Origin of the sequence: Gemmatimonas sp. UBA7669 (genome assembly GCF_002483225.1) — a bacterium.
Taxonomy (GTDB): domain Bacteria; phylum Gemmatimonadota; class Gemmatimonadetes; order Gemmatimonadales; family Gemmatimonadaceae; genus Gemmatimonas.
Genome location: NZ_DLHL01000015.1, coordinates 99,693 through 118,096, shown reverse-complemented (window position 1 = coordinate 118,096; position 18,404 = coordinate 99,693). Strand labels below are relative to the sequence as shown.

At 68.0% G+C, this 18,404-nt stretch carries 16 protein-coding genes and 1 tRNA gene; all 17 read left to right on the top strand.

Annotation, left to right across the window (positions count from 1 at the left end):
* The first annotated feature begins 2 nt into the window (after positions 1–2).
* The gene (locus tag B2747_RS05410) at positions 3–989 is read left to right on the top strand and encodes a DUF4388 domain-containing protein (protein WP_291157570.1); all 987 of its coding nucleotides are present in this window, start codon (positions 3–5) and stop codon (positions 987–989) included.
* Entirely contained in the window at positions 976–1,596 is a 621-nt protein-coding gene (locus B2747_RS05405) for a GTP-binding protein (protein ID WP_291157568.1), read from the top strand. Before B2747_RS05410 ends, B2747_RS05405 begins: the two co-directional genes overlap by 14 nt.
* 23 nt (positions 1,597–1,619) lie before the next feature.
* A complete protein-coding gene (locus B2747_RS05400) occupies positions 1,620–3,362 on the top strand; it encodes a DnaA ATPase domain-containing protein (RefSeq protein ID WP_291157566.1) in 1,743 nt (580 codons plus the stop codon).
* A 43-nt stretch (positions 3,363–3,405) separates the two neighbouring features.
* Complete coding sequence (locus tag B2747_RS05395; protein ID WP_291157565.1) at positions 3,406–5,103, top strand: DUF4388 domain-containing protein; 1,698 nt, start codon at positions 3,406–3,408, stop codon at positions 5,101–5,103.
* Positions 5,100–5,579: a chemotaxis protein CheD gene (locus tag B2747_RS05390; RefSeq protein WP_291157563.1), complete on the top strand. Its 480-nt coding sequence runs from the start codon at positions 5,100–5,102 to the stop codon at positions 5,577–5,579. The genes B2747_RS05395 and B2747_RS05390 overlap by 4 nt, the downstream gene beginning before the upstream one ends.
* Positions 5,566–6,792, top strand: a complete 1,227-nt coding sequence (locus B2747_RS05385) for a protein-glutamate methylesterase/protein-glutamine glutaminase (protein WP_291157561.1) — start codon at positions 5,566–5,568, stop codon at positions 6,790–6,792. The genes B2747_RS05390 and B2747_RS05385 overlap by 14 nt, the downstream gene beginning before the upstream one ends.
* Positions 6,789–7,319 (top strand): chemotaxis protein CheW, encoded by a 531-nt coding sequence (locus B2747_RS05380; RefSeq protein WP_291157559.1) that lies wholly within the window; start codon positions 6,789–6,791, stop codon positions 7,317–7,319. The genes B2747_RS05385 and B2747_RS05380 overlap by 4 nt, the downstream gene beginning before the upstream one ends.
* A 7-nt stretch (positions 7,320–7,326) precedes the next feature.
* A complete protein-coding gene (locus B2747_RS05375; RefSeq protein ID WP_291157558.1) occupies positions 7,327–8,286 on the top strand; it encodes a tetratricopeptide repeat protein in 960 nt (319 codons plus the stop codon).
* An 11-nt stretch (positions 8,287–8,297) separates the two neighbouring features.
* Entirely contained in the window at positions 8,298–9,356 is a 1,059-nt protein-coding gene (locus B2747_RS05370) for a peptidase MA family metallohydrolase (protein WP_291157556.1), read from the top strand.
* Positions 9,353–9,523, top strand: coding sequence for a hypothetical protein (locus B2747_RS05365; RefSeq protein ID WP_291157554.1), 171 nt, complete (start codon positions 9,353–9,355; stop codon positions 9,521–9,523). The genes B2747_RS05370 and B2747_RS05365 overlap by 4 nt, the downstream gene beginning before the upstream one ends.
* A 165-nt stretch (positions 9,524–9,688) precedes the next feature.
* Positions 9,689–9,762 (top strand) — tRNA-Val (locus tag B2747_RS05360).
* A 228-nt stretch (positions 9,763–9,990) separates the two neighbouring features.
* The gene (locus tag B2747_RS05355; protein WP_291157552.1) at positions 9,991–11,631 is read left to right on the top strand and encodes a tetratricopeptide repeat protein; all 1,641 of its coding nucleotides are present in this window, start codon (positions 9,991–9,993) and stop codon (positions 11,629–11,631) included.
* 257 nt (positions 11,632–11,888) lie between these two features.
* Positions 11,889–12,839 (top strand): 16S rRNA (cytosine(1402)-N(4))-methyltransferase RsmH, encoded by a 951-nt coding sequence (gene rsmH / locus B2747_RS05350; protein WP_291157550.1) that lies wholly within the window; start codon positions 11,889–11,891, stop codon positions 12,837–12,839.
* On the top strand, positions 12,839–13,237 hold the full coding sequence (locus tag B2747_RS05345; RefSeq protein WP_291157548.1) for a hypothetical protein: 399 nt from the start codon (positions 12,839–12,841) through the stop codon (positions 13,235–13,237). Before rsmH ends, B2747_RS05345 begins: the two co-directional genes overlap by 1 nt.
* Positions 13,234–15,399: a penicillin-binding transpeptidase domain-containing protein gene (locus tag B2747_RS05340; protein ID WP_291157546.1), complete on the top strand. Its 2,166-nt coding sequence runs from the start codon at positions 13,234–13,236 to the stop codon at positions 15,397–15,399. The genes B2747_RS05345 and B2747_RS05340 overlap by 4 nt, the downstream gene beginning before the upstream one ends.
* A complete protein-coding gene (locus B2747_RS05335; protein WP_291157545.1) occupies positions 15,396–16,949 on the top strand; it encodes a UDP-N-acetylmuramoyl-L-alanyl-D-glutamate--2,6-diaminopimelate ligase in 1,554 nt (517 codons plus the stop codon). The genes B2747_RS05340 and B2747_RS05335 overlap by 4 nt, the downstream gene beginning before the upstream one ends.
* Positions 16,946–18,397: a UDP-N-acetylmuramoyl-tripeptide--D-alanyl-D-alanine ligase gene (locus B2747_RS05330; RefSeq protein WP_291157543.1), complete on the top strand. Its 1,452-nt coding sequence runs from the start codon at positions 16,946–16,948 to the stop codon at positions 18,395–18,397. Before B2747_RS05335 ends, B2747_RS05330 begins: the two co-directional genes overlap by 4 nt.
* Positions 18,398–18,404 lie beyond the last annotated feature (7 nt).

Genomic DNA, 18,404 nt, shown 5'->3' with positions numbered 1-18,404 from the left:
GCATGGCGCTCGAAGGACAGCTCCGCGATCTCAGTCTCACCGAAGTGCTGCAATTGCTCGCGCTCGGTCGCAAGCATGGCGTCCTGCACGTGGACGCCCCGTTGCAGGGGCGGCGGGGCCAGGTGGTCTTTCGTCAGGGCCTCATCATCGACGCCGTGGTGGGACCCGTGCATGGTCTCGACCGCGCAGCGCATCCGCACCGCCGCCAGGAGGATGCGCACGCCGTGGAAGACGCGGTGCTCGACGTGCTGGCGTGGCGCGACGGCAGCTTCCGCTTTGCACCGGGTGAAGACGAGAGCCACGCGTCGGTGTTGCGGCTGCCCATCGAGCCGCTGCTCATGGAGGCCACGCTGCGCGCGGAAGTCTGGTCGCGCATTGACGCCCGTGTCCCGCATGCGCATGTGGTGCCCGCCTTCGTGGAAGGCGAGACGCAGCAACTGCCCTTGTTGCGCCTGTCCCCCGCGCAGTGGGAGTTGCTCACGCGCATTGACGGCGCGCAGGATCTGGTGGCCCTGGCCGCGTCGACCGGCCGCCCGCTGGTGGACGTGGCGGAGATGGTGCATGACCTGATCGCGGCCGGGGTGCTCACGCTGCACGACGCCCAGGTGGCCCCGCGCCGCAATCCCACGCCGCCAGCGCAGCTGGCCATTGCGCCGCCAGGCGATCTGTGGATTCCTGAGACCTCGGGCGGGGACGACGACGCGGCGTTCGATACCGTTTTTGATCCGCTGCAGGCGGGACTGATGACGCCCGCGCCCGTCGTTGCGCCCCAGCCGTCCGGACCGTCACTTGAAGAGGACGCGCTCCGGCTTGGCGCAGACCGCGCACGGGCCGGTGATCTGTCCGGTGCCCTCGCGGTCTGGCAGCAGGCGCTGCCGTTTGCGACATCGTCGGACGCGGCAGACCGCTTGCGCGAGTTGATTGCCGTTGCGTCTCGTTTTGCCTTGCTGTTGACGGAAGCCGAGGAAGGCGCACATGCCCATCGTTGATCACGCCACGCGCCTGATCACCTGCAAGTTGGTGTACTACGGACCGGGTCGGTCCGGCAAGACCACCAATCTCATGTATCTGCACGACGCCCTGCCGTCGGAGCAGGTGGGCTCGCTCACGTCCCTGGCCACGCGCCGTGATCGGACGTTGTTCTTCGACTACCTGCCGGTGGACCTGGGCACCGTGGGCGCGTATCACGTGCGCTTCCAGCTGTACACCGTGCCCGGCCAGCCGTACTACAAGGCCATCCGGCAGCTCGTGCTGCAGGGCGCTGACGGCATCGTGTTCGTGGCCGACAGCCAACGCAGCCGCTGGGACGACAATATCGAGAGCCTTCAGGACATGCACGCCAATCTGGCCGAGCATGGCGTGGATGCGCGCGCGCTACCCATCGTGCTGCAGTACAACAAGCAGGACCTGCCGGCTTCGCTGGTCGCGAGTGTGGACGAGCTGTCGGCGGCCCTCAACTTTCGCGGCGTGCCGGAGTTTGGTGCGGACGCCACGCAGGGCACCGGTGTGTTCGACACGCTGCGGGCATTGGGGACGCGGGTCATGAAGCGACTGGGCGCAGAAGAGGGCGGCGGATCTTCGTCGCGTGCCGCCTGATGACTGGTGATGGAGACGCCGCGGTGAACACCCCGGCCAGCGAATCGGTGGACCGCGCCCTGCGTTTTGACACCTTCGTGGTGGGCGCGTCCAACAAGCTCGCGCATGCCGCGGCACGCGCCGTGGCCGACGCGCCGGGTCAGGCCTACAACCCACTCGTGGTGTATGGTGGATCGGGCCTCGGCAAGACACATCTGGTCGGTGCCATTGCTCACCGCGCGCGCGAGCATCGTCCCGATCTGCGCGTGCGCTTTACCTCGGGCGACGAACTGGCGTCCACGTTGCATCGCGCCATCGCGAGTGGACAGCCGCACCAGTTTCTCGTCGATCATCAGCAGGTGGACTTGCTGGTCATTGACGATATCCAGTTTCTCACCGGACAGCGTGAAACGCAGACCGAGCTGCTGCGCCTGTTGAATGTGCTGCTCCAGGGCGGTCAGCAGCTGGTGCTCACCAGCGACCGTCAGCCCGCCGATATCCCCGATGTCGATGAACGGCTGCTCTCGCGACTGGCCGGTGGGCTGGTGGTCGATGTGGGCGCGCCCGACTTCGAAATGCGACTCGCCATTCTGCGCAACGTGTCGCAGGATCGCTCGGTGAGCTTTGCCGACGGTGTGCTCGACGCCGTGGCGCGCATGCCCTTCGGCAATGTGCGCGAGCTCAAGGGCGCACTCAACAAGCTGAGTGCCTATCAGCAGCTGGAGGGCACGCCCGTGTCGGTGGGCGATGTGCGGGCTGTGCTGGGTGAGCGTGCGCCCACCACTGCCCCCGAACGCATTGAAGCCATCATCCCGGCCGGCACGGACTACGAAGGCTTTCTGGCCGACGTGCTGCAGGAGGTGGAGACGCGCGTCGAACCCTGGCGCATTCAGCTCGGTGATGCCATCGCGCGCTATCGGCCGGAAGGCTGGCGGGTGTCGGTGCTCGAGCGCGCCCTCAATCTCACGCAGGCTCCCGACGTGGATGGCCTGCTGCGCGCGTATGCGGCCGCGGTAGAGCACCTGCGGGCGCTGGAGGCCCAGGCCGCCGCGGTGGACCCGTCGTGGGCGGGTCACGAGGCCTTCCGCAATGTGGAGGCCATTGCCGCGGCGGAACAGTTGCTTCAGCGTGTCATCGAGACGGCGCAGCCGCTGCCTGGTCCGTCACCGGCGTTCACACGCGCGGCCCTCGACAGCACGCCCGAGTCACAGTTGGCGCTCAAGGCCGTGGATGCCGTCATTGCGGAACCTGGCGTGCGGTACAATCCGCTGCTGGTGCACGGGCCGGCGGGCAGTGGCAAGTCACATGTGGCCCATGCCATTGGCAATGCCATGCGCGAGCGCTGGGCGGGCAAGCGCGTGGCTTGCCTGTCAGCTTCGCTGTTTGTCGAAGAGCTGATTGCCGCCATGCAGGAGGGCGGCACCGAGCGCTGGCGTGCGCGCTACCGCAGCGCCGATGTGTTCATTCTCGACGACATCCACCTGCTTGAGGGCAAGGAGCGCACGCAGGACGAGCTCTTCCATCTCTTCAATCAGCTCATGTCGCAGGGCGCGCAGCTGGTGCTCACCTCGCAGCGTGCGCCGCGGGCCCTGACCGGGCTGGCCGACAGGCTGCGCTCGCGTTTTGAGGGCGGCCTCGTGGTCACGCTACCGGCGCGTGAGCGGCCGCGTCTCGAGCATCTGGTCGCGCGCGCACCAGGGGAGCCCGATCGTTTCTTCCTCGATCGAGAGAAGACGGTGTGGGATTGGCCGGAGCTGAGCGGCCGCCTCATCGAGGAGTACCGGTGATGGCGCGCTCGGTGGTGTCGACACCTGTGGAGGCGCGCGGCTGATGGCCATTCGTGGCAATCTCAGCGAAGCCAGTCTCGCCGACGTGCTGCAGTTGCTGGCACTCGGACAGAAGACCGGCTGCCTCAGCATCGCGCGTGAGGGCAGCTTCGGCACGGTGCACTTCGCCGAAGGCCGCGTGGTACACGCGGCGCTGGTGAACGGCCGCGACCGACTCGGTGATCGTCTCGTGCGCCTTGGCGCGCTGGCGGCCGACGAGCTCGCCCGCCAGGCCGCGCAGTTGCCGGCGCACGACGATCACGCTCTGGCCAAGGCGCTGCTGCAGGGCGGGGACATCGAGCGCGACCTCGTGTTGTCGGAGTTCCGCTTTCAGGTGGAAGAGGCGGTCTATCACCTCTTCACCTGGACGCAGGGCACCTTCACCTTCGAGCCAGACGAAGACCCGGCGCCCGACACCCCACTCCTGTCCATCAGCGCCGACACGCTGCTGCTCGAAGGCGCGCGGCGAGTGGACGAGTGGTCGCAGATCGAAAAGAAGCTGCCCAGCCTCGATCTCATTTTCGAGGTGGATATCGCACGGCTGCAGGGCATCGAGGTGCCGCTCAGCACGTCGCAGGAACGTATCATTCCGCTGCTCGACGGCACGATCGATGTGCACGCCGTGGTGGAGCGCAGTGGCCTCAGCGAGTTTGATGTCGGCAAGGCGCTGTATGGGCTCATCAGCGCCGGCTATGTGCAGCGCGTGGGACGCAGCGCCACCCGGCGCCAGCCGCCCCCGGAAAGCCGTGTGGCGGAGCATCGCAACCTCGGCATCGCGTTTTATCGCACGGGCATGCTGGCTGAGGCGGAGCGTGAGTTTCAACGCGTCCTGGAATTGCGTGAGGCCGACGGGGTGGCACGCTTCCACCTCGGCCTGGTCCAGGCACGTCGGGGGGCATGGGCGGAGGCACAGGCCACGTTTGCGCAGGCCGCCGCAGCCGCTGACGCGCCGCCCAGTGTGCTGCACAACCTGGCGTTTGCCGAAGCACAGTGTGGCAAGCTTGCGCAGGCGTCCGCAACGCTCGAGGCCGCGCATCAGGCGGCGCTGCGCGGCGGTGTGACGCCCGATCCGCGCATGGCGCTGCTGCAGGCCACACTGGCGCTCGAGGCCGGGCAGTTGGTGGCGGCCGAAGAAGCGCTGTCAACGGCGCGTGCCCAGTTTGGTGCGCGCCAACCATCGGCGGCGTGGTATCACGCCGCAGCCCTTGCCGCGGCGGTGGGGGGGGACACGCAACGTGCAGTGGCCTTGTTGGAGGAAGGGCTGCAGTACTACCCGCAGGCCGTCGTGTTGCACAACAATCTGGCTGTGGTGCAGGAGCGGCGCGGACAGTACGAGGGGGCCTCGCGCACACTCGAGCACGCGTTGCTCACCGATGCGTCGCTGCCGCAGCTGCACAAGAACCTCGGGGACTATCTGTATCGGGCGCAGCGCTACGACGAAGCCTTCGACGCGCTGTCCCGTGTGATCCGTCTGGCGCCGTCGCATGGCCCCGACGTGTATCTCAAGCTGGGCAACATCCACTACCGCCGCGGTGACCTGGTGGCCGCCCGCGTGGCCTGGGAGAGTGCCCTGCAATTCGATCCGGAGCATCGCATCGTGCGCGCCAACCTCGCTGCGCTCACGCCTCCGGCTGACCCTGTGACTGTGTCGACGCCGACCGATGGAGCGACCCCCGTGGGGGCCGTGCCGTCGGTGCCGTGACGCAGAAATCCGTGGGCATTGCCGACCTTGCCGTGGGGGCCGGAGACCTGACGCTGTTCACCGTCGGGCTGGGGTCCTGCGTGGCCATCGTGCTGCACGACGCCGAGTGCTGCGTGGGCGGTTTGGCGCATGTGCTGCTGCCGCATCTCGCGCTGACCGCCGGCGCGCCCAAGGCGGGCAAGGTGCCGTCACTGGCCGTGCCTGAAATGCTCACCCGCATGCGGGCGCTGGGCGCCAGCTCGGAAATCCGTGCGCGGCTCGTTGGTGGGGCCTCGATGTTTGCGCCGCTGCTGGCCCCTGGCTCGTCGGGGCTTGGCATTCGCAACGTGCAAGCGGCGCGTGCGGCCTGTGCGGCCGCTGATCTGCCCATCGTGGGTGAGGCCGTGGGTGGTGACTTCGGACGTTCGGTGTTCTTCGATGTGCGCACGGGCCGAGTCGATGTGCGCACGGTGCGAGGGCCGCATGTCATCCTCTGAGCGCATCGCGGCATCGGACGGGCACGCGGTGCCCGGCGCACCCGTCACGGCACGCCGGCGTGTGCTGGTGGTGGACGACAGCGCCTTCATGCGCCGTCTGGTGAGCGATGTCGTGCAATCGAGCGGTGAGTTCGAGGTGGTGGGCACCGCGCGCGACGGGCACGATGCACTCCGGCAGGTGCAGACGCTCAACCCCGATCTCATCACGCTCGACGTGGACATGCCGGGCCTCGACGGGCTCAGTGCGCTCACCCAGATCATGCGCGAGGCGCCGCGTCCGGTGGTGATGCTCAGCGCCGGTACCACACACGGCGGCATCGACGCCACGCTGCGGGCGCTCGAAGCCGGTGCGGTGGATTTTGTGCGCAAGCCGTCCGGCGCCATCAGCCTCGATCTCGATCTGGTGCGCGATCAGCTGCTGCAGGCCCTGCGTGGGGCCGCGCATGCGCAGTGGCGGCCGTCTCAGCCTGACACACGCCGGTCAACCGTCATGTCGTCGCCGTTGCCGCAGCTGGCGTCGGCAGTGGCTACGGCGCACAGGGCAACGGGCGGTGCGTCCGGGCAGGCGCCGCGCCTGGTGGTGGCCATTGCGGCATCCACGGGCGGTCCGGCGGCACTGGCTCGCGTCATTCCGCAATTGCCCAACTGGAGCGACGTGGCGGTGGTGGTGGTGCAGCACATGCCGGCCGGCTTCACGGCCAGCTTTGCGCAGCGCTTGGGCGCCGCGTCGCGGCTGCGGGTGGCTGAGGCGGTGGCCGACGAGCCGCTGCGGGCGGGGCATGTGTACATCGCGCCCGGCGGGTGGCATCTGCGCGTGCGCGGTCCGCGCGAGCAGCCGCGGGTGGCGCTGCATGACGACGCGCCGCTCTGGGGGGTGCGTCCCGCGGCCGACTACCTGTTCGGATCGGTGGCCGAAGTGTTTGGGCCGCAGGCGCTGGGCGTGGTGATGACGGGCATGGGACGTGACGGCGCACAGGGCCTCGCTGCGATGCAGGAAGCGGGGGCACCAGTCATGGTACAGGACGCCGCCACGTGCATCATTCCCGGTATGCCGGAGGCCGCGCGCCGCGCTGCGGGTTTGTCGGGTGGGGTGCCGCTTGCTGATCTTGTGACGGCCATTGCACAGGTGGTGGCGCAAACGCAAGCGCAAACGCAAATGCAAACGCAAACGCCCTTTACTGCACCGCGCACAACGTCGGAGAACGACGCATGAGTCAGGTCGAAACACACGGTGCCGTCGCAACGAGTGCGGACTCACGCCCATCGCAGACGTCCACGCCGTTTCGCACGGCAGTGGGCAATGCCCGCCGTCGTCGCACGCCGGATGTCGAGCGTTCGACGTTTGTCATCTGCCGCGTTGAGAACGTCCTGCTGGCATTTCCCGTAGAGCAGGTGGAACGTGTCGTGCCCCGTCAGCAAACCAGCACGCATGCCGCGGCAGCGCACATGCCCACGCTGACTTTGCCCGAGCGACGAGCCACTGCACACGAGGTCTGTGCGCTGCATCCGCACGCTCAGGCACTGCCGCGCACGCTCGTGCTGCGCCATGGCGCCGCGCGCATGCTGCTCGATGTCTCGCATGTCTACGAGGTGCGCGCCATCGAAACCGCGCGCGTTGCCGGTGCAGGTGACGACGCGCCCTGGGCGTTTGTGGTGGGGCAGTTCCCGCGCGACGACGAACCGTGTTGGGTGCTCGATGTGCCGCGTCTCTTGCGCGCAGCGGAGACGGCGCACGCATGAGCAGCCAATGAGCGACGCGCAACCGAACACGCCGCGCCCGGAGTGGCTGGACGCCAGCGGTCAGCCGCTGTCGGCCAGGCTTGCTCAAGTGGCTGATGCCATTGAGAAAGCCATCGGGCAAGCGGGCGATGACACGTCAACTGCGGACGCGGCCCGCCGCACCGCACAGCTCAAGGACGACATCATCGCCTGCTTCCGCGAAGCCGACGCCGCCCTGCTGGCCGCGCAGTCGGCCAAGGACGCGGTGAAGGCGCTGGCCGAGCGCTGGAAGGTGCTCAACGCCAATACGCCGAGTGTGGCCCCAGATCAATCGCCGTCGGCGCAGGCGCCGTCCACCGCAGCCGCTCCCATCTCAGCGCGCGTAGACCTGCTCGGCGCGTCCACCTTCGTGGAGAAGGGTTGGAACCTGCTGTCGCTGGGGCAGGTGCCCGAGGCCATCGTCGCACTGCAGAAGGCCCTGGCGTTGGCGCCGGGGCAGGTTGAGGCGCTGGTGCTGCTGGCCTGGGCCTACGTCAATGACGGCCAGCTTGACGCCGCCCACGCGCCGTTGGAACAGGCGCGTGCACAGGCCCCCGACGATGCCCTGGCCGTCATGGTCTGGGGGCGCTGGCTGGCGCTACAGGGGCATTTCACCGACGCCGATCGCTGTCTCGAGCAGGCCGCGGCTTCGGGCGACGGGCGGGCCGCGCTGTATGCGCACCTCTACCGCGCGCAGCTCCAGCGCACGCTGGGCGCACACGACGCGGCCGCGTTGACGCTCCGTCAGGCGCTGCAGAAGGGACCCAACCTCGTGCAGGCGTGGTATGAGCTGGGACGCACGCACTGGGAATGCGGGCGACGCGCAGACGCCCTGCAGGCATGGCAGAGCGGCAGCGCGGCCAACAAGTTCAGTCCATGGGGCAAACGCTGCGCAGCGCTTCTCGATCTCGTGTCGGCCAATCAGGAACTCGTCTTCGTCGATACCTGACGGTCTTGGGCGTGGTCCTGGCCCTGTGGCTCGGGTCTGGGGCGCAGAGCATCCCGGGTCTGCGCGCATCGGTAGCGGTGGCGCAAGGTGCACCGGAGACCGGCGCGCAGGGCATCCGACTCGACAACGGGCGATTCACGGTGGTGGCCGGGCGGCGCGATGAGCGCCTCGCCCGCGCGCTCATGGCGTCAGCCGTGGCCAACGATCGCTTTCCCGGACTGCGCCCATCCGCGGCCCGCGTGCTCATTGCCGTGGCGCCCGACGCGGACACCTTTCGCCAGTGGGTCGGGCCCTTTGCGCCGGAGTGGGGCGCGGCCATCGCCTTCCCTGACCAGCAGCGCATCATCATGCAGGGCGGTTACGCCAGTTCCGACGCGGGCGATCCACTGATCGTGCTGCGACACGAAATGGCGCATCTCGCGCTGCACGAGCAGTTGGGGCCCCGTCCCTCGCGCTGGTTTGACGAGGGCTATGCCAGTGTGGCCGCCGGTGAGTTCTCGCGTGAGCAGGTGTTCGAGACCACACTGGGCATGGTGTGGCGCACGCTGCCCAGCTTCGAGGCGCTCGAAGACGGTTTCCGCGGCGGCGGCATGGAAGCCTCGTGGAGCTATGCCATGGCGCATCGCATCGTGTCGGAACTCCGCGAGTTGGGAGGCGATGCCGGTCTCGCGCGCTTCTTTGTCGAGTGGGAGAGCACCAACTCCTTCGAGAAGGCGCTGCGCAGCAGCTATGGCATGACCGGTGAGGCCTTCGAGAAGCACTGGCAATCGCAGACCCGTCGGCGCTACGGCGCGCTCGCACTGGTCACCAACGTCTCGGCTGTGGTCGGTCTGTTGTCTTTGGCCCTCGTGCCGTTGGTGGTGCAGCGGCGCAAACGGGACCGGGCGCGTCTCGAGGCCATGCGGGCGGCCGACGCCGCGCAGGAGGCCGCCTTGCGCGAGAGCAGCCTGCAGGCGCTGCTGGACATACCGGAAGGCGTGACATCGGACCCTGAGGCCGAACCGGAATCGGACCCGGAGCCGGTGGCACCCTTGCCCGGGCCATCCTCGCCCCGATATCCTCCGGCATGACCTCGATCGAAAAGTCCCGTTCCAAGGCCCTGCTGTTGTGGGGACTGGCGGCTGCCTCGCTGCTGCTGGGCTATGCCGACCTCGCCCGCGGGGGCGAAACCATCGCGCCCATCCTGCTTGTGCTGGGCTACGTGGTGCTCATCCCGCTGGCCATTCTCAAGGGCTGACCGCCCAGTTCGACTTCGCGCCCGCTCCCGCCACCCGGAGCCGGGCTCAGCCGGGACTCGTCCCCGGGAAACGTGACAATCCGGTTAAATCTTCGCCCGACCAGGAACGCCGGGGCGACGGATCTTGTACGTTTATCAACGGAGTGGGTGGGTGGCTCGTATCGCGGGCGAATAGCTCAGTTGGTTAGAGCACCTGTCTTACACACAGGGGGTCGGGGGTTCGAGTCCCTCTTCGCCCATCGCAGTTGTCCCACCTGCAGGGCCCGATGGCATCCGTCACACTTGCCGGCTGTCACTGGGTAACGCAGTTTCGCAGTTTCCCCCCCAGACCCGCCGGCTTGCGCACGGCCCGCGGGTTGTCCCAGCCCCGTTGACGGGGACCCACGGCTTCCGGTGCGGAGGTTACGACGTTGAAGACACGGCATATCCAGGCGATCGCCGGAATCGGTTTGGCTCTCGGAGGCACGTTGCTGCCTTCGGTGGCGTCGGCCCAGTACAATCGGGTCCCCGATCCGAATGCGACGCGCGTCATGGTCGCGGTGTTCCGCTCCGCGGAGAAGGGCCTGGGGGTGCAGGCGGCGGACGCGGTGCGTTCGCGCATGACCAGTGACTTCCCCTTCAAGCAGGTGTACGTCCTGCCCAAGCAGGACCTCACCGCCACGCTTGAAGCCTCGGGTTTCCCCACCACGGAAGCGCTCGAGCCGCATGACCAGAAGGCGCTGGCCTCGCTGCTGCGCGCCGACGAGTACATCACCGGGTCGGCCACCAAGTCGGAATCGGGTGTGAGGCTCGAAGCGGCGCTGGTGCTGGCCCGCGACAACTCGCTCGTGCAGCCGCTCGGCGTGTTCGAAGCCAAGAACTTCAGCGACGCCTCCAAGGCCATGGCGGTGGAGCTCAAGGAAGCCCGCAAGCAGCTCGACGCCGAAAAGAAGTGCATCGCCTCCGCCCGTCAGCAGAAGTGGGATGAGGCCATCGCGGCGGCAAAGGAAGGCGTAGCCGCTTATCCCAAGGCCACGCTGGCGCGCATTTGCTGGGCCAACGTGCTGGTGTCGCGGGAAGCACCGGCTGCCGAAAAGATGGCGGTGGCGCAGGAAATCACGAAGTACGATCCCAAGAGCCGCTACGGCCTCGAAATCCTCGCCGACGCCTACCAGGCGGCCGGTCAGAGCGACTCGGTGGTGGTGACGCTCACGCGTCTCCTGTCTACCGATCCGAAGAACCCGCGTCTCCAGAAGACGGTGGTGGAAGCGCTGGCCAAGGTCGCCAATCCGGCCGCGGCGCGCCCGGTGGTGGACGAGGCCGTGCAGGCCAACCCGGGTGACTCCGAGCTGCTGCGTCTGCGCTGGATCATCCTGCTGGCTACCAAGGACTATGCGGCGGCGCATGCGCAGGGCAAGGAGCTGATCGCGCTCGACACCTCGTTTGCCGACACCACGTACTTCATCCGCACCTCGCGCGCCTATCAGGCCGACAGCCAGTACCAGAAGGCGGCGGAGACGGCGGCTCAGGGTCTGGCCAAGTTCCCCAACCAGCCCTCGCTGGTCTACGACCAGATCGTGTCGCTGCGCAGCGCCGGCCAGAACCAGCAGGCCCTTGAGGCGCTGGACAAGGCGGTGGCGAACAAGGTGCCGGTGGAAAACGGCACGCTCATTCGCATCCTTACGCTGAAGGATCTCGGTCAGGACATTGTGCCGGCTATCAAGGACGCCATCGCTGCCGGAGATACCTCCTCGCTGCTTCGCGGCCAGTTGCTCGGCGCCGCGCAGGAAGCGTCGCGCAAGGCGGGGGCCAGCAAGAGCGAAGATGACTTCAAGGTGGCCGTCGACCAGCTGAAGTACGCTGAATCGGTTGCAACGCCCGACATCAAGGCGCAGGCGCAGTTCCTGCTCGGCGCGACGTATGTGCAGTATGGCTACGCCAAGGTGCAGGCGGCGGCCGCAGCGAAGGATTGTGCGGGTGCCAAGGCGGCCAAGGACATGTTCGTCGAAGCGCAGATCCTGTTGCCTCGTGGTGGTTCATTCTCACCCGATGTGACGCGCCAGCTGATGGGGCAGGTCGCTCAGCTCGATCCATACGCCGATCAGGTCATCAAGGCCTTTTGCAAGTAAGCCTTCGCAGTGCACGCTGCCGGCCCGCCGTCACTCGACGGCGGGCCGGTTCGTTTTTCGCCCATGTACGCGGTGCAGCACGCGCGGATCACATCCGTTGGCGGGAACGGGTAATGCACATTTTCGCACCCCTGAACCTCGCTTGACGCTGCCTTGCGCCCCCCGCTAACATGACCCTCCGCGACGCCCCATGACGTGCCCTCGTTCGGGCACCCCTTTGCTGCCATGACGCGCCAGACCGTTTGCCCCATCCGCGCGTGAGCCCGGCCCGTACGCTCCCCTCAGGGCGCGCGGGGACCTACCACGTCCCCGTCCTGCTGGCCGAAGTGGAAACGCTGTTGGCCGACGCCGACACCGTCCTCGACTGCACCCTGGGTGGTGGTGGCCATTCGGCCGCCCTGCTCGAGCGTGGCATGCGTGTCACCGGCGTCGACCGCGACCCGCGCGCGCTGGCCGCTGCGCGCGAGCGCCTGGTGGACTTCGAACGCAGTGGGCAGTTCCGCGCGTTGCTGGGCAACTATGCCGATCTTCCGTCGGCCGGTCTCGCCGATGCCGAGCGCTTTGACGGCATACTGCTCGACCTCGGGGTGTCCTCGCACCAGTTCGACGACCCGACCCGCGGCTTCACCTTCCGCGAAGGCGCGCCGCTCGACATGCGCATGGGCACCGACGCCGACGTCGATGCCGCCGAGTTGCTCAACACCATCGACGAAGTCGACTTGTCGGCGTTGCTGCGCAACTATGCCGATGAACCGCGCGCGGCCAAGATGGCCCGCGAAATCGTGCGGCGTCGCGCGCGTCGGCCGTTTGCCACCGCCGACGACCTGGTGGACGCCATTCGGGCCGTGCTCGGCCCGCGAAGTGGCGCGCCAGATTTTGCGCGCATCTTCCAGGCCGTGCGCATTGCCGTGAACGATGAACTGGCCGGACTCGAGCGCGCGCTGCCCGCGCTGCGCGACCGTCTCACCCCGGGTGGCGTGCTGGCCATCATTGCCTATCACTCGGGTGAGGATCGCCTCGTCAAGAACGCCTTCCGCGAGTGGAGCCGCGACTGCGTCTGCCCGCCGCGGCTCATGGTGTGCGGTTGCCGCGGCGTCGCGCTGGGCGAAACGCTGACGCGCCGCCCCGTGTCGGCGGCCGACGACGAGGTGGACGTGAACGTGCGGGCACGCAGCGCCAGACTGCGTGCCTGGCGCCTGGCGCGCTGATGGCCGCACGTCGAACCACTACCCGTCGTACGACACGCAGTCCACTGCGTGGGCGTGCCCTCGTGGCCATGGGGTTGGTGCTCTTCATGCTCGTCGCGGCCACGGTGGTCTGGCGCCGGAGTACCGGCGTGGCCACCGCACGCGAGATGCAGCGCATGCGCGGCGAGTTGCGCACGCTGCGCGCCGAGCAGCAGGATCTCGAGAATGACCTGCGCCGGGCCTCGAGTCGCCGCTCGGTGGTGAGCGAGGCCGAGCGTCGGCTTGGCATGCGGGTACCTACCGAGGCGCAGACGCGGTTCCTGCCTTCGTCGGCCTTTTCGGCCGCGCAGGATGTCGGGGCTGACAGCGCGTCTGGTGTTGCGGCCGACAGTCTGCACATCGGCCAATTAAAGCCATGACGCATCCGCATTCCGCGCCTCTGCACTCCGCGCAATCGCGCGCGGAGGCCGAGCATCAGCCACTCGTGACGGTGAGTCGCGGGCGCTCCACGTTCGTGCACTTGTGTCTGGTGCTGTTTGGCGCGGGCATCGTGGCGCGCGCGGCGCAGGTCCAGGTCATTGAACATGGCCTCTGGGCGGGCAAGGCCACCGACCAGCACATGCGCGACGAAACCGTCGAGCCGCTGCGCGGCACGCTGGTGGACGCGTCGGGCACCGTACTGGTGGAAACCCGTGAACAGATGCGGCTCGTCATCGAGCCGCACCATCTGCGGCCGGCGGTGCGCAAAACCGGGACGGGGGCGGCGCGCAAGGTGGACACGATCGATACGCGCAGTGTGTTGCGGCGGGGATTGCGCGATCTGCGAGTGGGTGACGAGTGGGTGAAGCGCGCGCTTGATCGCAAGCGCAAGTGGGTGGAGTTGCCCCATCGCTTTGCGCCCTCCGACGTGGAACGTCTCAAGGGCTTGCCCGGCGTGTCCATCAAGCCCGTGCTGACGCGCGTCAATTCCACACCGGCCGGACTGCGCGGCGTGGTGGGCGTGCTGGATCTTGAGGGCGAGCCGCGCAGTGGCCTCGAGCTCGAGCTGCACGAGTGGTTGCGGGGCGAATCGGGCCACATGCCGGTGGTGCGCGACGGTTTGGGCGGACGTCTGGAGTCGCCGGAGTATCAGCGCGTGGAAGCGCGGCCCGGGCACACTGTCACGCTGACCATCAATCAGAGCCTGCAGGAAATTGCCGAGGAGGCGTTGGCCGCCGCGCGCGAACGCACCGGGGCCAGTGGCGGGGATGTGGTCATTGTGGACCCGCGCGACGGCGCCGTATTGGCGCTGGCCGGTGTGCGCGACGGCAAACCCGCCTACACCAGCACGCCCATTGTAGAGGCCTACGAGCCCGGGTCGGTGCTCAAGCCCTTCGTGCTGGCCAAGCTGCTTGAGCGTGGCGTCACCACACCCGAGGAGGTCGTGGAAACCGACAACGGCCTCTGGAGCTACGGTGGCTACAAGCTCACCGATACGCACAAGGCCGAACGCATGTCGGTGTTTCAAGTCGTGCAGCACTCCAGCAACATCGGCACCGCTAAACTTTCGCTGCGTCTGCCACCGGCCGATGTGTATCAGATTCTGCGCGACTTCGGGTTCGGCAGTTACACCGGTGTGAGCTATCCCAGCGAATCGCGTGGCGTACTGCCGCTGCCGCGTGAGTGGAAAGAAGTCACACGCACACGCATTCCCATTGGCTACGGCATATCCGCCACACCGCTGCAAGTGGCGCTGGCCTATGTGGCCATTGCCAATGGGGGCGAACTGCTGCAGCCCACGCTGGTACGCGCCGTGCATCGGCGGAGCGGGGAACCACTGTATCAGCACCGGCGGACGGTGGTGCGCCGCGTGCTGACCCAGGACGCGGCCGCGCTCATGCGCCGCATGCTCAAGAGTGTGGTGGACAGCGGTACGGCGCAGGCTGCGGAAATGGGCAGCTTTGATGTGGGTGGCAAGTCCGGCACGGCGCGCCGTGTGGTGCAGGGCGGTTACCAGCAGGGGCTCTACAACTCGAGCTTTGCCGGCATGTTTCCCGCCGAAGATCCCCAGTACGTGATCGTGGCGCGACTCATCGACCCCAAGGGCACTTACTACGGCGGTGTCGTGGCCGGTGAAGCGGTGCACGACATTCTGCAGGCGGCGCTGGCCACACGTGACGCCTCGCTCGATGGCGACGCGCTCGCGGCCATCGCGCGCCCCATTGCCGCGCCGCTGCCCAAGCCGCGCACGCCGGAGCAATTGCGCGTGGCCTTGCGCGATTCGCTGCGCCGCGATTCTCTGCTTGCCCCTGCGCCGCGCGCGCCGGAACCGGTGGCTGCCCCGGCCATGGTGGTCGTGGACCTGCCACATCGATCGGCGGCTCGCGGCCCAGACGGTGGTCGCAACACCGGAGAAGCCGTGCGCGACCCGCGTCCTGTGCCGTCGGTGTACGGCCTCGATGCGCGGCGCGCGGCGCTCACGCTGCATCAGGCGGGCTTTCAGGTGAGTCTCGTCAACGGCACGGTGGTGCGCACGCGACCGGCGGCCGGCGTGGTGCTGCAGAGCGGCGCCACTGTGCAACTCGAGGTGCCCAAGCCGTGAGTGACACGCGTTCTGCGGAATCCGGTTCGCCCGTTGCGGTACCAGTGGTTGTCGATGCGCTACGTGATGCCGGCCTGTTGGTGTCGGGCGCCATCGATGGACACGCGTGGCCCGCGCACATCACCGATCTGGTCGACGACAGTCGGCGCGTGACACCCGGCTGCGCCTTTCTGGCCATTCGCGGTGCCACGCAGGACGGCCACGCCTGGATTGATGCGGCCGTGCAGGCCGGGGCCTCGCTGCTCATCGTGGAGGATGTGGAGGCCGCGCGGCACGTCAGCGTGCCGGTCGTGCCCGTGCGCGACGGACGTCGCGCGGCCGCCATTGCTGCAGCGGCCTTTCACCGATGGCCGGCGCGTTCGCTGACGCTGGTTGGCGTCACCGGTACCAACGGCAAAACCACCACCGTAGGATTGCTGCGTCATCTGCTTGATGGGCCCGATCATCCGGCGGCGTCCATCGGCACACTGGGTGTGCTGGTGGGCAGTCGTGGTGTGGCCTTGCCGGGCGGTGGTGGGCTCACGACGCCGGGCCCCGTGGAGTTGCAGCGTCTGTTGCGTCGTCTCGTGGACGACGGCGTGCGGGCCGTGGCCATGGAAACCAGCTCCCATGCGCTCGATCAGCGTCGCGTGGAAGGGCTCAGTTTTGCGGCGGCGGTGTTCACCAACCTCACGCGTGATCATCTCGATTATCACGGCAGCATGGACGCCTATCGTGCAGCCAAGCTGCGCCTCGTGGGCCTGCTCGCGCGTGATGGCGTGGCCGTGTTCAACGCCGACGATCCGGCCTGGCGCGGGGTGCACCATGCGCCGCGCACGCTGATGTTTGGCGCGGCCGCGCCGGGCACCGCCGAGCCGGCGCTCGATGTGGCGGCGCGCGATGTGCAGTTCGGCACGAGCGGCAGTCAGTTCCTGCTGGTGACCCGGAGCGGCGCGCATAGGGTCACGCTGCCACTCATTGGTGACTTCAACGTGGCCAACGCGCTCGCAGCGGCGGCGGCGGCCATTGGCTTGGGGATCTCGGCCGCTGACGTGGCCGCGCGCCTGGCCACCGTGCCGCAGGTGCCGGGTCGACTCGAGATCCTGCGCACACAGCCCACGGTGCTGCGCGACTACGCGCATACGCCCGACGCGCTCGAGCGCGCACTGCAGGCGGTGCGGCCGTTCACGCGCGTGCCCGATGCCCCACCCGGTCGCCTCATCGTGCTCTTCGGCTGCGGTGGTGACCGCGATCGCGGCAAGCGCCCGGAGATGGGCCGCATTGCCGAACAGTTGGCCGACGTGACCATCGTCACCAGCGACAATCCACGCACCGAAGATCCCGATCGCATCCTCGACGACATTGTCGCGGGCATGACGGCGGGTCGATACACGCGCATTGTGGATCGTCGCGAGGCCATTGCCGAAGCGCTGCGCATGGCGCAGCCCGAGGATGTGGTGGTGCTGGCTGGCAAGGGGCACGAGACCTACCAGATTCGCGGCACCACGTCGTATCCCTTCGATGAACAGGTCATCGTGAGGGAGTTGGCCACCAGCATGGGGTTGTCGTGAGTCCGGTTTTTACCTCGGGTACCGAGTATGCCGCCGTGCCGGCGGTCACGCCTGAATTCGCGCATCCCTATTGGACGTTCGAGCGGGTGGCGCAGGCTCTTGGCACTGGTCCGTCCATGCCGCAGCCGCTGGCGGGCATCAGCACTGACACGCGGCGCATTGCGCGCGGTGACGTGTTCGTGGCCCTGCGCGGCGAGCAGTTCGATGCGCACGATTTTCTGGCCACTGCACGCGACGCCGGCGCGGCGGCGTTTGTGGTAAGCGATGCCATGCGCGCCGCCGGTCTCGGGGTTCCCACCTATGTGGTGCCCGATACGCTGGTGGCGCTCGGCCAACTGGCCCATGCCTGGCGGAAGGCCTGGGGCCGCAGTGTCATCGCGGTGGCCGGCTCCAACGGCAAGACGAGTACCAAGGAACTGCTGCGCGCGGCGCTGAGCCGCAGCTATCAGGTGCATGCCACGGCCGGCAATCTCAACAACCGGGTGGGCGTACCGCTCACTCTGCTGGCCATGCCCAGTGATGCGGAGTTGGCCGTGGTGGAGCTGGGTACCAACACGCCTGGCGAAGTGGCCATGCTGCGGGCCATCGCCGCACCCGATGTCGCCGTGCTCACGAGTATCGGCGAGGAGCATCTCGAAGGACTCGGCGATCTCGCCGGTGTACTGCGCGAAGAGTGCGAGGTCTTTCATGGCGTCACGCTCGCTGTCGTCACGTCGTCGTCACCCGACGCGGTGGCCCTGGCCCGCTCGCGGGCGCAGGCGGTCATCACCGCCGGCCTGACTGACGCCGATGTGGTGCCCGAGACCTGGTCGCTCGACGCGCAGGGCCGGGTTCAGCTGCGATTTGGTGGCGAGGACATGACACTGCCGCTGCGCGGCGCGCATCAGGCAGGCAATGCCATGCTGGCGCTGGCCGTGGCGCAGGCCTGTGCGGTGTCATTGGCTGATGCGGCCACGGGACTGGCCAACATGCCGGTGCCGTCCATGCGTGGCGTCTGGGAGCAGCACGGTCCGCTCACGCTGCTCAATGACGCCTACAACGCCAACCCGGCCAGCATGCGGGCAGCGCTGCAATTGCTGCACGAGGTGCCCACCGAGGCGCAGCGCGTGGCCGTGCTGGGCAGCATGCGCGAACTGGGTGCGCAAAGCGCGGCGCAGCATGAGGCCGTGGCGCGCGAAGCGCTGGCTACCCGCGCCGAGCTTATTGCGGCGGTCGGAGAGTTTGCCGACGCCTTTACGCGCGTCGCGCCGCAGGACCCGCGCGTGGTGGCAGCCGATACGCTCGAGGCGCTTTGGCCGTTGCTCGAAGCACGTCTCTCGCCCAAGTCGCTGGTGCTGCTCAAGGCCTCGCGCGGCATGCGTCTCGAACAACTCGTTCCGCGTCTCGTGGCCTTCGCATCTGCTCACGCAGATGCTCACGCCACCGCATCATCCTCCCCGAATTCCTGACCCTCGT

What these genes read in the sequence shown, in the direction of transcription:
- B2747_RS05405 (WP_291157568.1), top strand. Translation starts at nt 976, where the DNA reads ATGCCCATCGTTGATCACGCCACGCGCCTGATCACCTGCAAGTTGGTG.
- B2747_RS05345 (WP_291157548.1), top strand. Translation starts at nt 12,839, where the DNA reads ATGGCCGCACGTCGAACCACTACCCGTCGTACGACACGCAGTCCACTG.
- B2747_RS05385 (WP_291157561.1), top strand. Translation starts at nt 5,566, where the DNA reads ATGTCATCCTCTGAGCGCATCGCGGCATCGGACGGGCACGCGGTGCCC.
- B2747_RS05340 (WP_291157546.1), top strand. Translation starts at nt 13,234, where the DNA reads ATGACGCATCCGCATTCCGCGCCTCTGCACTCCGCGCAATCGCGCGCG.
- B2747_RS05375 (WP_291157558.1), top strand. Translation starts at nt 7,327, where the DNA reads ATGAGCGACGCGCAACCGAACACGCCGCGCCCGGAGTGGCTGGACGCC.
- B2747_RS05380 (WP_291157559.1), top strand. Translation starts at nt 6,789, where the DNA reads ATGAGTCAGGTCGAAACACACGGTGCCGTCGCAACGAGTGCGGACTCA.
- B2747_RS05395 (WP_291157565.1), top strand. Translation starts at nt 3,406, where the DNA reads ATGGCCATTCGTGGCAATCTCAGCGAAGCCAGTCTCGCCGACGTGCTG.
- B2747_RS05410 (WP_291157570.1), top strand. Translation starts at nt 3, where the DNA reads ATGGCGCTCGAAGGACAGCTCCGCGATCTCAGTCTCACCGAAGTGCTG.
- B2747_RS05365 (WP_291157554.1), top strand. Translation starts at nt 9,353, where the DNA reads ATGACCTCGATCGAAAAGTCCCGTTCCAAGGCCCTGCTGTTGTGGGGA.